14 protein-coding genes are annotated in these 14540 nt (G+C 46.8%); 5 read left to right on the top strand and 9 right to left on the bottom strand.

Translation table 11 applies throughout. From position 1 onward, the window contains the following. The first annotated feature begins 116 nt into the window (after positions 1 to 116). Positions 117 to 470, top strand: coding sequence for a DUF948 domain-containing protein (locus WQ57_RS18730; protein WP_052948821.1), 354 nt, complete (start codon positions 117 to 119; stop codon positions 468 to 470). A gap of 268 nt (positions 471 to 738) precedes the next feature. After that, entirely contained in the window at positions 739 to 3144 is a 2406-nt protein-coding gene (locus WQ57_RS18725; protein ID WP_046525295.1) for a M14 family zinc carboxypeptidase, read from the top strand. 213 nt (positions 3145 to 3357) lie between these two features. Here WQ57_RS18725 and WQ57_RS18720 read toward each other — a convergent pair whose 3' ends face one another. Together WQ57_RS18720 and WQ57_RS18715 are read right to left on the bottom strand one after the other, a co-directional pair. Then, the gene (locus tag WQ57_RS18720; RefSeq protein WP_046525294.1) at positions 3358 to 4548 is read right to left on the bottom strand and encodes a M14 family metallopeptidase; all 1191 of its coding nucleotides are present in this window, start codon (positions 4546 to 4548) and stop codon (positions 3358 to 3360) included. A 93-nt stretch (positions 4549 to 4641) separates the two neighbouring features. Beyond that, a complete protein-coding gene (locus WQ57_RS18715) occupies positions 4642 to 5181 on the bottom strand; it encodes a FixH family protein (RefSeq protein ID WP_046525293.1) in 540 nt (179 codons plus the stop codon). 181 nt (positions 5182 to 5362) lie between these two features. Between WQ57_RS18715 and WQ57_RS18710 the strand changes: the two genes are divergently transcribed. Together WQ57_RS18710 and WQ57_RS18705 are read left to right on the top strand one after the other, a co-directional pair. After that, positions 5363 to 5731 carry a VOC family protein gene (locus WQ57_RS18710; protein ID WP_046525292.1) on the top strand — a complete coding sequence of 123 codons (369 nt, stop codon included), beginning with the start codon at positions 5363 to 5365 and terminating at the stop codon, positions 5729 to 5731. Between the two features lie 164 nt (positions 5732 to 5895). Next, positions 5896 to 6696: a formate/nitrite transporter family protein gene (locus WQ57_RS18705; protein ID WP_046525291.1), complete on the top strand. Its 801-nt coding sequence runs from the start codon at positions 5896 to 5898 to the stop codon at positions 6694 to 6696. Between the two features lie 44 nt (positions 6697 to 6740). Here WQ57_RS18705 and WQ57_RS18700 read toward each other — a convergent pair whose 3' ends face one another. Further along, positions 6741 to 9464, bottom strand: a complete 2724-nt coding sequence (locus WQ57_RS18700) for a P-loop NTPase family protein (RefSeq protein WP_046525290.1) — start codon at positions 9462 to 9464, stop codon at positions 6741 to 6743. Between the two features lie 338 nt (positions 9465 to 9802). Here WQ57_RS18700 and WQ57_RS18695 point away from each other — a divergent pair, with 338 nt between their 5' ends. Beyond that, positions 9803 to 10315 carry a hypothetical protein gene (locus WQ57_RS18695; RefSeq protein WP_046525289.1) on the top strand — a complete coding sequence of 171 codons (513 nt, stop codon included), beginning with the start codon at positions 9803 to 9805 and terminating at the stop codon, positions 10313 to 10315. 31 nt (positions 10316 to 10346) lie between these two features. Here the strand turns inward: WQ57_RS18695 and WQ57_RS18690 are convergent, their stop codons facing one another. The 6 genes from WQ57_RS18690 to WQ57_RS18665 form a co-directional block, all read right to left on the bottom strand. Next, complete coding sequence (locus tag WQ57_RS18690) at positions 10347 to 10562, bottom strand: hypothetical protein (RefSeq protein WP_046525288.1); 216 nt, start codon at positions 10560 to 10562, stop codon at positions 10347 to 10349. Positions 10563 to 10598: 36 nt separating this feature from the next. Beyond that, a complete protein-coding gene (locus tag WQ57_RS18685; RefSeq protein WP_046525287.1) occupies positions 10599 to 10796 on the bottom strand; it encodes a hypothetical protein in 198 nt (65 codons plus the stop codon). Beyond that, positions 10789 to 11319, bottom strand: coding sequence for a QcrA and Rieske domain-containing protein (locus WQ57_RS18680; protein WP_046525286.1), 531 nt, complete (start codon positions 11317 to 11319; stop codon positions 10789 to 10791). The genes WQ57_RS18685 and WQ57_RS18680 overlap by 8 nt, the downstream gene beginning before the upstream one ends. 42 nt (positions 11320 to 11361) lie before the next feature. After that, positions 11362 to 12099: an Mrp/NBP35 family ATP-binding protein gene (locus WQ57_RS18675; protein WP_052948820.1), complete on the bottom strand. Its 738-nt coding sequence runs from the start codon at positions 12097 to 12099 to the stop codon at positions 11362 to 11364. Positions 12100 to 12280: 181 nt separating this feature from the next. Then, positions 12281 to 12829, bottom strand: a complete 549-nt coding sequence (locus WQ57_RS18670; RefSeq protein ID WP_046525285.1) for a 4Fe-4S dicluster domain-containing protein — start codon at positions 12827 to 12829, stop codon at positions 12281 to 12283. Positions 12830 to 12845: 16 nt separating this feature from the next. Beyond that, the coding region (locus tag WQ57_RS18665; protein ID WP_046525284.1) for a molybdopterin oxidoreductase family protein at positions 12846 to 14540 on the bottom strand (1695 nt) is incomplete at its 5' end.

Raw genomic sequence — 14540 nt, 5'->3', positions numbered from 1 at the left:
AAACTTTGTTCATCATTTCACAAATCAGAGTTTAGGCAACTGAATGCCTTAAATTGTTATTCCTTCAGTCATAATGGGTAAAGTATTGGTAAAAGAACAAAGGAGGCAATTGCAGCATGATCATCGTTTATTTAAGCCTGGCCTTATTTATTGGTTCGGTTGCCTATCTGGGCTATTCAGTATTTAAGACGTTCAAGGACGCGAAGCCGGCCATCAACACCCTTAACGAAATGACTGGACGTTTTCAAGTAAAAGCAGATACCCTGAAAACGGAGACCGACAAGCTGAAAACCAGCCAGGAAGAGCTAATGAAGGATATAGAGGGAAAGAAAAAAGCAATTCAATCAGCGGTTTTTGCTGTTAAGCAGACACCAGTGATGTTTCAGCAGCTGCTTAAAGTTAAGCCGGTTGCAAAATTGGAAATGAAGCGCAAAGCACGCCGTTGGAACTTGAGGCATAACAGGGCATAAAATGAAACTTCGACCTGTATTAGTCAGGGATAAATTTTTTGACAAAATATAGGGCGATTTACCGGAAACGAGATTCGTTTCCGGTTTTTTCTGCTTCCATTCGACTAATTTCCTCTTCATCAGACGAAATGCATAACTTATTAATGACATAAAACGGTAAACATAGGAATATAGCACTATTGTAAATATTAGAGACTCTAATTAAAATACAAATATCGTATATTTATACATTCATACTATTTTACAATACATATTTGGAGGGGTTTCCTTGAAAAAGAAAAAAGTGATTTCCGGTCTGGTAGCAGTCAGCCTGCTGACTTCCGCACCTTGGACCACCGCACTTGCTGGGCCGGTGAAGTGGGAAAATGTCAATGTAAATGAAGAAAAAGATGGAAGCTTGTTCAATAGTGAAAACTATGACTTTATGAAATTCTCGCAGATTGGACAAAAACTGGACGAGATCAGCAAGCAGTCCAATCGTGTCAAAGTGGAAGTAACTGGAGTCTCTTCACAAGGTTATCCTCTTTATGTTGTAACCATCGCTTCCCCTGATTCACAAGGCAAGTTCGGGAAAATCCAGGCGCTCAGAAAGCAAATGTTCAAAAATCCGCAAAAAGCCCAGGACTGGATTGAACAGAACCCTGACTTTAAAGTGCCCGTAATGATCAATGGCTCCATTCACGGAACTGAATTTATCGGAACAGATGCCGTCATGCAGCTTATCGAGCGCTTTGCGACACAGAATGACGCTGAGACGAAGGAAATATTGGACAATAACATTCTTATCTTTAACGTCGTGCAAAACCCGGACGGCCGTGTGGACGCAACCCGCTTTAACGGCGAAGGCATTGACCTGAACCGTGACTTTATTACCCAGTCACAGCCGGAAACCCGCCAAATGGTCGATCTGCTGACAGAATGGAATCCAATGGTCTTCCTTGATACACATGGCTATGTGAAAAACTACGGACCGAACCTGCAAGGCTTGATTGAGCCTTGTACGCCTCCGCATAATCCGAATTATGAGTATGATTTATATGAAGATTGGGCCCTGAGCCAGGCTGAGGCAATGGAAGCTGAAATTATGGGTGATCAAGCAAATTTTAAAGGGAGCCTATATAAAGACCGGATGGAAGGAGCATATATCCCGCTGCGTGATGACGCGGCTGGCTGGGACGATTATCCGCCAATCTTCACGCCAATGTACGCGATGTACCACGGTGCCTACGGCTCTACTTTAGAAGCTCCGACAAATGATGAAGACGGCGTTCGCTGGATGTACAATGCCATCATGGGCGCACTAAAGCATTCAACGGAAAATAAAGAAGAGATGATTGCAAACCAGATTGAAGTATTCAAGCGCGGCATCAATTTTGATCATCCAACTCATAAGGAAGGCCATTTCCCGAATGCCTACATCCTGCCAGTGGATGAAAAAGATCCAACGGTTACCGAAAAAGCTGTCAATCATTTAATTAGAAACGACATTGAAGTTGTACAAGCTTCCAAAGCATTTACAGCAGGCGGAAAACCCTACGCCAAGGGGACCTATATTGTGAAAATGGATCAGGCGAAAGCAGGCCTGGCGAACACAATGCTTTGGGATGGAGAAGACATCTCCAATGATACGCCTGCCATGTACGATATTTCCGCATGGAGCCTGCCGGAACTGTGGGGCTTTGAAGCAAATCCAGTTCATGAAGAAGTGAAGGTTGTTGCTTCCAAGGTGAATCAGGTTGCTGGCCAGGGTGCTGTTTCCGGCAAAGGACCATTCCTGATTCCTAACAGCTCTGTTAAAGCAGTAGAGCTTGTGAACACGCTCTTGAAGCAGGGCGTTCCTGTAAAGCGTGATGCAGAAGGAAACTTCTACGCAGAAGCAGCGGCCAACAAGGTTTCAGCAGCTGTTAAAGCTTCCGGCCTTCAGATTGGAACAGCAAAGGTGCCGGCAGATGCAGTAAAACTATCCAGCTTGAAAGTAGCGATTTTGAAAGACGGCGGCATGGGTAAAGTCCAATCCCACTCAGGTACTAAGCTGGCACTGAAGCGCCTCGGCTTCAATGTGACGGAAGTAACGCCTGTGGAGGTAGCGACAACTGGTTTATTTGGATTTGATGTGTTTGTTTACAGCGGAACCAATGGGCTAATTGCGCCTGTACAAAACTCAGCAGGGAACAAAGAATTTGGATTTGCTAATCCAGGACAATTAGATACTTTTAAAGCAAATGTTAATGAGTTTTTAAATAAAGGTGGTAAGTATATCGCAGTTGGTGCAGGAGCTTCACTCGCTACTAAGACCCTTGGCCTAACAGACAATGTGATTAACACAGCGGGCTCCAACAGTAATGGGATTGTAAAAGTTTCCTATGAAGGCGAAGGCATCACCGCAGGTTACGATCAGGACGACCTTGGCTTCGTTTATCGTCCAGTTTGGTACACAGGCCTTACTGATGATGAAGTGGCTGCAACATTAGGTGACGAAAAAGACTTCTTTGTAGCCGGTCACTGGGCAGACAACTCCAGTTCACCACAAATGAATAAACAGAATGCACAAGGCCAGGCAGTCATCGTAAAAGAACAAGATAAGGACGTTACCCTTATCGGTCTTGAAGCAGGCTTCCGTGATCACACTGATTACCTGTTCCGCCTGCTATCCAACGCAATTTTCACGAAATAATACAATTAGAAAACCCGGCATGGAATGGATGCCGGGTTTTCTCCTATTCCTTGAGTACTTTTCCGCCGTTACTCTACGTTTTTCGGGATTTTCTCTACGATTTGGTCCATTTATTCTACAATGTTTCCTCTTTACTCTACGAAAACCGCCATTTACTCTACAAACACCAGTTATCCCCAAACCAGCCGCACATCTCCACCAAGAAAACTCTCCTTACATATACAATCCAGCCAAAAAGATGCCGAGCGCTTCTTCATAGATTTCATCAAACTGCGACAGCGGCAGCGGGTTGATTCCGAAGCCCAGTTCCACGGTGAAGCCCGGACGACGCCAATCCTGGATGAACCAGTCCTTGTACCCTGCATAGCTTTCAACCGTCTTGATTGGTTCGTAGCCGCTTACCCTGCCAAATTCGTTGACGATCTGTTCAGATTCTGGAGGCTCCATGTTCTCGAACCCCCAATAGATGACTTCACCTTGTGTATGGAAGGCAAGGACTCTTGCATAATCGCGCCTTCTTGTGAGGTCTGCCATCGCGATCGCTTCCGGCTCGCTCAACGGGCGCTCGCCCACATAGTCCCTCGGGCCAGGCCCCACCTGGTTCCGTTCTTTCTCCAGCTCCCATTGAGCCGGAAACTGGTCATTCAGGTCGACTCCCCTGATGTTCGCTTTCCATCCAGTAAAGTCGAGGCTTCCCCTGTTCAGTTCCACCACCCTGCTGCTGTAGGGCTCATCAGGCGGCGGGCCATTTAGCACCAGATTGACGCCGTCAGGATTGACCATCGGCACAACGGAAAGCATCGTCTCCCGGTAGAACCTTTGCGTGGACAGCCCGCGGATTGGAGTCTGGTTTGTTAACGACAGCAAGTAATCATTTAAAAATGTCATGATAACGGGAGTGGTGATCCACTCATTCGCGTGAAAGGAGCCGTTATAATGAACCCGTTTTGGGCCATCGCCAATAAGGACTTCAGGGATGCTGCGTCCGAGGACCGAATTGCCTATGCTCGGAAGACGCAGGAATGGGTATACTCGCTCAAGCCTGGCCAGATCATGCATCATGGTGCTGTAATCGTATTCCTGCCTGCCTTGGACCAGCCTCCAGGTGATCCGCTGCGGCACCTTGATATCCTGGCCAACCTGGAGCCTGTTGGGGTTGATACCGGGGTTCACCAGGAGTATGGTGTCTTGCCGCAGGCCGCGTCTTTGGGCAATGCTCCATATTGTATCACCGCGATTGATCCGGTAATCAACAGCAACAAAGCCTGGGATTCGCACGCTCTGGCCAATCGATAGGCTGTTTGGCTGGATGTTCCGGTTCGAATCGGTAATCAGCTGTACGGGAATGGCAAAAAGCTGGCTGTAATACCAGAGTGAGTCTCCGCTCCTTACAAATACATCCATTTCTGCTCCTCCTGTTTTTCAGAATCGCATCTGTATAAACTATGCGGGAAGAAGCAAAATTATATCCTGGTATTACCATGCCGGCTTCCGAGATTATTCACTTACGAAAACAGTAAAGAGCTGCTCTTCCTCCAGGTCGTCTTTCTTCACTCGCACATTGATTTTATGCATTCCGGCAGCCTCAAATACCTTGCTGGCTTTGTAAACCCCGTTTCCCGCTTCCTTACTGTCGATAGTATCATGTTCCTCCTGGCCTTCTGCCCAAATATCAAAGGTTACTGTTGCCCCTGTCACAGGCTCTCCCTTTTCCTCCACAAGGATGGCAATCTCTTCATTTTCGTTCACCTTTACTTCGTAGCCTGATTGAAGGTCAATGATGACATCGCCATCATGACTGTGGCCAGCGTGACCGTGGCCGCCATCGTCTTCCCCATGTTCTTCGTGGTCATCATAAGCGTCCTCCTCATGGCCGGCATGTTCATCCTCGCCTTCATTTCCCGAATCTTCACTGGCAGGAGATTCAACCGGCGTTTCATTCACCGTTTCCTTCTTAGGTGCAGTATCCTCCTTGTTCCCGCATGCCGCCAATAAAGCCATTAGAAAAATAGCTATAAAAACAATGATCTTTTTCATCAATTATCCCAACCTTAAATATTTTTTTACCTGCTTTAATGAGGCATAGCATAGGTGAAAAAAGAATGATATTTTCACCTATGCCTATAAGAATAACTTATCATTTTTCATTATAATTTTAAAATATTCGTTTGAACCTGTTCAAGCTAGAATGAAAGAGAAACAAGAAGGGGGAGAGCAGATGGCATTCATGTTGAAGGAGTTGGACCATGTCCAGTTGGCCGCACCGCCTGGTTCGGAGGATCTCTCGAGGAATTTTTATGGAGAATTGCTGGGAATGAAGGAAGTTGAAAAACCGGAAAGCCTGAAAAAGCGTGGAGGAGTCTGGTTCCAATTCGGCAGCTCCCAGCTGCATATTGGCATTGAAGAGCCTTTTACTCCTGCACGAAAGGCCCACCCAGCATTGGTGATTGAGAACCTTGACGAATTAAAGCTTCACTTAAAAGCCAATCAGGTTCCATTTAAAGAGGATAGCCTTTTGCCGGGAGCAGACCGTATTTACGTTGATGATCCATTCGGCAATAGACTGGAAATGCTTGAGTGGAAATAGTTTTGTTGAAATTTGGTCATATATGCCCGGAATTAGAACGCGGCCCAGCGGGACTGGGCTGCGTTTTTATGTTTTCCTTTTCCAATTCAGGGTAACGGACTACATAGATGGAGCAAAAATCGCCAAACTATGGTTAAAACTACATTGGATATGCGGGTGAAAATATGGAAGTGAAGCCGCTGCTTGAGGCTGAACAGCTGGCATTGAAAAAACGTAAAGTATTCCGCCAAAGCCGGACGAGATATTTGGCAAGGGCCGCACTGGCATCCATGTTCATTGGATTTGGTGTCATTGTCGCATTTAAGACCGGAAATTTCTTTTATCTTGAGCATTCGCCGTTCACCTACCCGATGGCCGCCCTCACCTTTGGGGCCGCAATCATTTTGATTGCCTATGGGGGTGGGGATCTTTTTACCGGCAACACGTTTTACTATACCTTCGCTGCCCTCCGAAAGAAAATGGGGTGGCCTGAAGTCTTCACCATGTGGCTGTACAGCTATGGAGGCAATATTCTCGGAGCCGCTGCCTTTGCGTTTTTAATCTATACAACGGGGCTGTTTAATGACGCTTCCGTTAATACCTTCTTGCTTAGTGTTGTGGAAAAAAAAATGACAGACCCCGCCAGTGAACTATTCTTCCGGGCCATTCTCTGTAATTGGCTTGTATGCATGGCCTTTTTCATCCCGATGGCTCTAAAAGGGGATGGTCCGAAGATGTTTGCGATGATTCTGTTTGTTTTTTGCTTTTTCATATCGGGCTATGAACACAGTATCGCCAATATGTGTACGTTTGCCATTGCCCTCGTTCTCAATCACCCGGGAACCATTTCAATGGAAGGAGTCATTCATAATCTGGTGCCTGTTACCATCGGCAACCTGATTGGCGGCAGCCTGATGATGGGATGGATGTACTATTATGCAAATAAGCCCTTCCTCGATGACGAACAGTCCCAATTTTTTCCATAGATAGCAAAAAGGAAGGCCGGAGTTGGCCTTCCTTTTTGCTATGATCAACCTCCCTGTTTCCCGGCTGCTGTCATCCATTCATACTGTCGGAGCCGGACTTCGAACAAATTAAGGGGGTCCCTGTAAACCTCTGGCTTGACCCTCATTTTTTCAAGGGCCTTCTGGCTTGTTTCAATTTCATGGCCCGATTCTTTAACGGCTTCTTCGAGCACATGAAGCGGCTGCCTGAAGAACAGCCCTATATCCCGTTCAATCGACTTCTCAAACATTTCAAACTGCTTGAAAAATCTCTTTGCAATAGAGCGTGCGCTTTCGCTGTAATCTTCATTTTCCACATAAGATTTGTATTTATTATAAAGCATCGCATTGTTCTGCGGGAGTACACTTAACAGCATGCCGGCACTCTTCAGCAGGAACTGCGCCGGGCTGCGCAGGAAGTTTATCTTTTCCAGCTGGATTCCGCTGGTCATCCGGTCTGCATCACGCTTCCAGTCATCGAGCACCTTAAAGTCGCATTGCTGCACGATTCGCTCTTCCCCGAACATGGCATTGAAGCCTTGGCTCATCTCATCAAGCTTGAACTGCGCCTGTTCGAACTCGTCCTTTGAAAGAGAAATCCAATCCTGCAACGAGCTGTAGTAGCTGCGAAGAATCTTTGTATCCAGATATTCCTGGACGCGGTCGTTCATTTCGTCATTAAGCTTGGCATGCAGATTTCCAAAATCGCTGTCTTCCTTGATAATATCGGAGGTCCGCCTCAGGATATTTGGAATTTCCTTCAGCATTTCCGCCCGGATCTCTTCCTTGATTTTCAAATAATCTTCTTTGATGTACTTTTTCTTCTCTTCTTCAAGGTCCTGCACCTGGTGGATGGCCCCCTTCAGCTTGGACACCATCTCCTCATTCCACCGTACGCTTTCGACCAGATCATTTTCCATTTCAATACGTTTATCGAGCAAATAATGGATGGCAATCCTTGTGTAATGCTGAAGCTTCAGGATGCGCTCTTCCCCTGGATTGCCGATTCCCTCCCGAAGGAACTTTGCCAGCTCCCTTTTTTGGGCCTCGCCTGCATAGCTTTCCGAAAACATGAACAGCCTGGCATTAGGATAGAAAACCTGGATCCGCGAAAGGATGTCAACTGCCTCCTGTTCATCCTGGAAAGGCTGATGGCGGCAGACCAGGAAATGAACCTGAAGATCCGGTGCCAGGCGGCTTATCTCCATAAGGACCTCCTGTTCAAGCTCCGTCAACGGATTCTCCTGGTTCAGGACAAACAGCATCCTGTCGGCAAAGTTTACATACTGATACAACGGGTTTACATTCATATTATCAGGACTGATGTCGGGCGTATCTACAAGGGTCAGACCATTTGTCTCCAAGAATTCATTGGGAATCCTGACATCGATGATTTTTTCCCGTTTATAATTTTGGCGCCTGATTCCAGCTGCTTCCTGGAACTCTTCGTAATTCGCAATCAGGCTGATTTCTTCATCGGAAATCTCCCGGATTTGCGGCTCATCCCCCGGCTTGAAAGCAACAACTGCGGAAGTCTGGCCTGCCAAAAGTTCCTCATCCAGCAGCTGGTTGACCAAACCTGCTTTGCCGCTGCCCGAAACACCGGCAAGGACGATATGCTGGGTATCGTCAGTCGCTAGTTCCTCCATCAGCCATTGAATTCGATTGCCCGCTTCAATTCCATTTTTATCCGACCATACAAGCAGCATTTCAAACAGCTCAAGGGTGTCTTCTTTTGCAGACGGATATTTCCTTGCATTCAGGATCAAATCCTCCGCGTCCCGTACAGTTTCGGAGGGAATGCTTGATGGGAACATTTCGCTCCATGCCATAACCGATGACGAGGCGAACAAAGAGGAAGCTGGATTTGTGATCTTCAGCCAGTTGGTCAGATGGACCGGAATCAGCGGTGAAAGCTCCCTGACTAGTCTCGTTCCATTGATAAGCTCAAAATACGCCTCCTGGTAGACAGCGGATAAATCCCGCCATCCTTCACTGCGGGAAGCATCCAGGTCAAAAAAGAGCGTATTGAAGTTTTTGACCCAGGCGATGAACTCAGGCTGATTGCGGTATTGGCTCCATAACGATACAGCAAGCTTTTCAAACCGCTTCCGATCAATATCGAACAACGCCTTCAGCGCTTCATTAAAGTAATCTGGCAGATTGCCATCTGTATAGCCTGCGTCCACATAGGTATTCAGGCGGTCAAACCATTGGGTTTCCCTTGTGCGGATTCCCTCCTCCATCGCCAGCTTGACGGCACGTTCCCAATTCTTGTTTTCTTCGTAAAAGGAACGGGCAATTTCGGTAATCTCGGGATAATCAGGTTTGAGGGCCACTGCTGCACTGACAATCTCGGTCGCTCTCTCAAGCTTTCCCTGTTCCATGTAAATCGACAGCAGCTGCAGGCCCGTTTCAATCTTTAGCGTGATGCTTTCGGTATCAATGGACAGATAGATGCCTTCCGCCGTCCCTGGAAGCCCCAGTTCAAGATAGGCATCCGCCATGTTTTTCTTTGCCCAGCCCTCAAGTTCGTTTTGGATATTCTCCCATTTGAAAATGGCCGTTTCGTAATCTTTGTGATGAAAATATACCTCTCCCTGGGCAAAACGGAGATAGGATAGATCAGGGATCTCTTTCCTGCCCTCTTCAAGACTGAGCTCGCCGAGTATCAGTACTGGATGCTCCTCGGAGCCCTCGATATACTTCTCAAAGTACGCCTTTTTAATTAATTGTTCATCCATTGTCATATGGCATCCTCCGATTTGCTTATTTACAATGTAAGTTTAGTAGTTAATGTTTTTATATATTCCGGTTAAATAGATTTAATTCCGCAAATTTCGGCATATTAAACCTTATCTCCTTATTTTAACATGCTTTTTTCTCGCAGCGTGTCTGTTTGCTTTCAGTTTTACAACAAACACCACGGAATTCTGTAATAAAAGAGCCAGAAACCGGGAATCGCCATAGTATTCGGGACCCATCACCTTTTTACGGGCGTCAAGGGAGATTATGTTTGTCCCGGCGGAGAGAAGGTCATATTATTATAGATAGAAGCATCTGCTGATGGGAAGGAAGAAGGGACATTATGCTTAAACTGATTTTAAGAGGGCTTGAAAAGGAACAAGTCGAATCCCGGCACATTAAGGGGAACGCCGTTTTTTACCATGAAAGGACTCTTGCAGCCATCCAATATAACGAAAATGATGAAGTGATCTTCCTGATTGATCCGCAATTGGAAATGAGCCAATATGAAGTTATTAGAGAGGTCATCCTGGAAATAACCGCCGGAAAGGACATAACGATTGATGAAAGTGAATGCCAGCTGGGATATCTGCAAAATGGCGAGAGTGCCCATTTGATCAGGAACTGGGAGCCATGGAAGGAGTTCCTCATGAAAGCCAGGCTTCGGACACTGGAAGGCCAGAATGTCATTGTTAAAAACGAAGAAGGCGAAGACTTGGATAACGGTCTGCTTGCAGAATATGCGACAGCAGAAAATCCCTTCCGGATCACCTCCTGCACCGTGATAACCATCTTTGGCGAACGGAAATATGAGGGGGAATCCCTCGCTGTCGAACCGACAAATAGTTTTAGCTAAACAACAAAAATCGGGGATAAGCCCCGACTTTTTATTTTCTATTATCTAATTCGTCAATCAGCTGCCTGGTTCGTTTCGCATTGCCTTCGGCGAAATTTTGCAGGCGATTTTTCAGCTCGTCATCGTCATGGATGCGCTCAGCGGTTATGATATACGTCCGCATCAAATCTTCTTCTGTCTCCAGGGAATTCTTTAATATTGTTTCAATGCTTTCCTTGCGGGGATCATGATTGAATCGGGAGTCCATGGAAACCCTCCTTTTTCTATATAATCTACCCGCCGGTTACTTCTTATACTCCTCTTTTCTCCAGATAAAAAACGCAGCCGTTGCTAGCGCAGTCGATAGGAGGGAGACAAACATGAACGTATATACATGGCCATATTCCCTGCCATAGTATCCTTCAATCACTTGTACCAGGGAGACGACATTTATGGCCAGGAACACGAAAATCGATAGGAATGAGAGCTTTTTTTTATCCATGCCTGTACTCCCTTCCGACGGCGTACACTTTGCCGCCCTGTACTTCGACAAGGATTTTCGGGAGCTCCCGCTGTGGCGGACCGGCAACCGGATGGCCATTATTCACATCAAAGTAGCCTTTATGGCAAGGGCATAAAAGGATGTCCTCCTTATGCTCATAGAACACCGGGCATTGCAGGTGGGTGCATTTATTGTTGTAGGCCACATATTTGTCATCTTTTGTCCGTACGAGAATAGCTGTATCGCCTTCTTTAGGATAAACGAAGTTTTTTGACTCTCCAACTGCCAACTCGTCCGCTTCGGCGATTTCGACCCGTTCGCCGTCGTTATGGCCATCGCGCATGACAGATAATACTCCAAATGGGGTTGTCGCCAGACCGAGGGCGACTGTTGTTCCGAAGGTAGCTTTCAAAAAGGCCCGCCTGTTGAGGTTTACGTCTTCCTTCCTGTTGAGGTTGTCGACAAGCTTCATCATATCCTGGTCATCAGATTGATGGTTTTTATTCTTTTTATCATCCGTCATAACTGAATCCTCCAGTTTCAAGTTATTCTTCAAAGCTAGATGCTAGCTAAACCTGGCATCAATCTTTTCGGCAAGCTTCATATACTCTTCCTGAAGCGGAGTGTCCGCAAAAGCAATCGCCGGGGTTTCCGAGTTCTCATCATGTTCCTGGATTGGAAGCTGGGTGAGCAGGTCGACCCCAAGCTGGGATGCGAGTTCTTCGCCGCCTCCCTTTCCGAAGATATGGTATCTGTCATTCGTTCCCGGAGGGGTGAAATAAGACATATTCTCCACAACGCCAATGACTTCATGATTGCTCTTGATTGCCATTGAGCCTGCCCGTTCTGCAACATAAGCAGCCGCCTTATGAGGGGTCGTTACCACAATCTCCTTGCTTTCAGGAATCATCAAATGCATGTCAAGGGCCACATCGCCTGTACCTGGAGGCATATCAAGAATAAAGTAATCCAATTCTCCCCAAAGAACATCCTTTGTAAAATGCTCGATCATTTTGCCGAGCATCGGTCCGCGCCATACAATCGGGTCATTCCCTTTGACAAGGAAGCCCATGGACATGACCTTGATTCCATGTGTCTCCACCGGAATGATTTTTCCATTGAAGGTTTTTGGTTTAAAATCTATGTTTAGAATTTTCGGAATGCTGAACCCGTATATATCCAAATCAATAATCGCTGCGGATTTCCCAAGCTTTTGAAGGGCTAGCGCCAAATTGACAGATAAGGATGATTTCCCTACTCCCCCTTTTCCGCTTGTCACAGCGAGAACATTTCCTTTTAACATCGTGCCGCACCCCTTTTTTTGTATTGAAGAACGGAAAAGTACTTTCTTACCCTTTTCCCAATTATGGTTATTATAAGCCTTTCAAGTTCATTAACCCCTTTTCAGGAAGAATGAGGCCCACTCCCGGCCCTGCAAAAAAGAAGCTGGCCCTGCTCCTTGCCTGGACCAGCTTTCCTGGCTATCATTGAGAGTCTGTATAGACACCGAAGAATTCCGGAACGTAGTCCCATTTGTTTCCTTCTTGCGGTTTCTTGCCTTCTACAAGGTTCATTTGCGTACGGCGCCTTCTCAGCTGCTGCATTTCGTCAAAGTCAATGAAGCGAATGGCTTCACTTGGACAGACAGATGCACACATTGGCGGAATATCGTCCCTTGTTCTGTCATAGCACATATCGCATTTATACATTTTGTTCGTTTCGAAATCGAACTTCGGAATCCCGAATGGGCACCCAAACGTACAGTTGCGGCAGCCGATGCACTTCTCTTCCATTGCGGAAAGGACAACGCCTTCCTCAGTGATCTGGATGGCATTGGCCGGACAAACCCGGGCACAAGCAGGGTCTTTGCACTGCATGCAGAGCATTGGGAATGTCTGCCTTGATTCCGCAAAGTCGACATATTCTACATAGTTCCGTTCCTTTGCATCATGGTCACCGCATTCACGGCATGCTGCCTGACAGGCACGGCATCCGATGCAGCGTTCAAATTCAAGATACATGATTTTATTCATTTTTAGCCGCTCCTTTTTAAGAAAGTTTTTCAAGCTTTACAGCACAAACTTTGAATTCAGGCATCCGTGAAATCGGATCCAATGCAGGACTGGTCAACTGGTTGACGGATAGGTCTTTGCCCCAATGGTAAGGAACAAACAGGGTATCTTTCCTAATGGCTTTTGTGATGCGCACTGGTGCAACCATGTCACCGCGCGGAGTAATTAATTTTACTTTTTCACCGTTCTGGACCTGGTACTCACTTGCTAGTTCAGGGTGGATTTCCACAAATGGCTCAGGACATTGTTCCATCAGGAATCCCACGCGTCTTGTCTGGTTCCCCGACAGATAGTGGAATACGACACGCCCTGTTGTCAGCCATAATGGATATTTGTTATCAGGCACCTCGGCTGGGTCGTTCCAATCAATGACGGCAAGATTGGCTTTCCCATCTTCGGTTGCAAATTTTTCTTTGAATACGGAAGGCGTTCCCTTATGGTCTTCGGCAGGAGCCGGCCAAAATACGCCATCCTGTTCATCGATCTTTTCGTATGTGACACCAAAGTAGTCGGCCTTTCCGCCTTTTGATGCAAGGCGCAGTTCGTCAAAGATTTCTCTCGCCTCGCTGTAAGGGAAGTACTTTCCTTTGCCCATCCGTTCGGCAATCAGTTTGATGATCTCCCAGTCTGTCTTTGATTCGCCTAGCGGTTCCACGACCTTGCGGATGCGGATGACGCGGCCTTCGATATTTGTGGTTGTGCCTTCATCCTCTGCCCAGGTTGTCGCAGGCAGAACAACATCTGCCAGTTCCGCCGTTTCCGACATGAAGAAGTCATTCACAACAAGGAAGTCAAGGCTTTTGAACGCTTTATAGACATGATTGATATTTGGTGAAGAAACAACCGGGTTCGAACAGATTACATGCATGGCACGGATGGTCTTGTTCACCATCAGATCGAACATCTCGTAGGCAGAAACACCTTCCTTTGGCATTTCCTCTGGCTGAATGCCCCAAACACCTGCAATGTACTCGACATCCTTCGGGTTGGCAATCTTGCGGTAGCCCGGAAGCGCATCGGCTTTCTGGCCATGCTCGCGTCCTCCCTGCCCATTTCCCTGACCGGTAAATGTAGCGACACCTGAAGCGAATTTTCCAATCTGGCCGCGAAGCAGCGCCATGGAAGTATACAGGCTGACATTGTCAACGCCTTTTGTCTGCTGCTCGGCACCGCGGGCAAACATAACAACCGAACGAGGGGATTTTCCGAAAATATGGGCTGCTTTCACGATTTTCTCGACTGTTACACCGGTAATCTTCGATGTATATTCTGGCGTGAATTTTGCGGTCATCTCTTTTAATTCCGCAAAATTATTGCAGCGTTCCCGGACATATTCATGATCGACATAGTCATGTTTGATCAATAAATGCATGATTCCATTAGCCAATGCAGAATCTGTTCCTGGAAGAAGGTCAAGATGGACATCGGCCACACGCGCTGTTGCTGTCTCGCGAGGATCGGCCACAATCAGTTTCGCGCCTTTATCCTTTGCTTTCCAGAACCACTGGATGCTCGTAGGATGGCATTCCGCAGTGTTGGTGCCGGACATGAAGAAGCAGTCTGTATGCTCAAGCTCTGTCCACGGAAGCGTGGATCCGCGGTCCATGCCGAGCGTCTTGTTGAATCCCCCGGCAGCCGAGCTCATGCAATAGCGGCCATTATAATCGATATA

This window comes from Mesobacillus campisalis, assembly GCF_000986785.1.
Taxonomy (GTDB): domain Bacteria; phylum Bacillota; class Bacilli; order Bacillales; family Cytobacillaceae; genus Mesobacillus_B; species Mesobacillus_B campisalis.
This window is presented reverse-complemented; position numbering and strand designations above follow the sequence as displayed.

Coding starts and splice junctions, on each gene's coding strand:
- WQ57_RS18730 (WP_052948821.1), top strand. CDS start 117: ATGATCATCGTTTATTTAAGCCTGGCCTTATTTATTGGTTCGGTTGCC.
- WQ57_RS18720 (WP_046525294.1), bottom strand. CDS start 4,548: ATGGATGTATTTGTAAGGAGCGGAGACTCACTCTGGTATTACAGCCAG.
- WQ57_RS18715 (WP_046525293.1), bottom strand. CDS start 5,181: ATGAAAAAGATCATTGTTTTTATAGCTATTTTTCTAATGGCTTTATTG.
- WQ57_RS18710 (WP_046525292.1), top strand. CDS start 5,363: ATGGCATTCATGTTGAAGGAGTTGGACCATGTCCAGTTGGCCGCACCG.
- WQ57_RS18705 (WP_046525291.1), top strand. CDS start 5,896: ATGGAAGTGAAGCCGCTGCTTGAGGCTGAACAGCTGGCATTGAAAAAA.
- WQ57_RS18700 (WP_046525290.1), bottom strand. CDS start 9,464: ATGACAATGGATGAACAATTAATTAAAAAGGCGTACTTTGAGAAGTAT.
- WQ57_RS18695 (WP_046525289.1), top strand. CDS start 9,803: ATGCTTAAACTGATTTTAAGAGGGCTTGAAAAGGAACAAGTCGAATCC.
- WQ57_RS18690 (WP_046525288.1), bottom strand. CDS start 10,562: ATGGACTCCCGATTCAATCATGATCCCCGCAAGGAAAGCATTGAAACA.
- WQ57_RS18685 (WP_046525287.1), bottom strand. CDS start 10,796: ATGGATAAAAAAAAGCTCTCATTCCTATCGATTTTCGTGTTCCTGGCC.
- WQ57_RS18680 (WP_046525286.1), bottom strand. CDS start 11,319: ATGACGGATGATAAAAAGAATAAAAACCATCAATCTGATGACCAGGAT.
- WQ57_RS18675 (WP_052948820.1), bottom strand. CDS start 12,099: ATGTTAAAAGGAAATGTTCTCGCTGTGACAAGCGGAAAAGGGGGAGTA.
- WQ57_RS18670 (WP_046525285.1), bottom strand. CDS start 12,829: ATGAATAAAATCATGTATCTTGAATTTGAACGCTGCATCGGATGCCGT.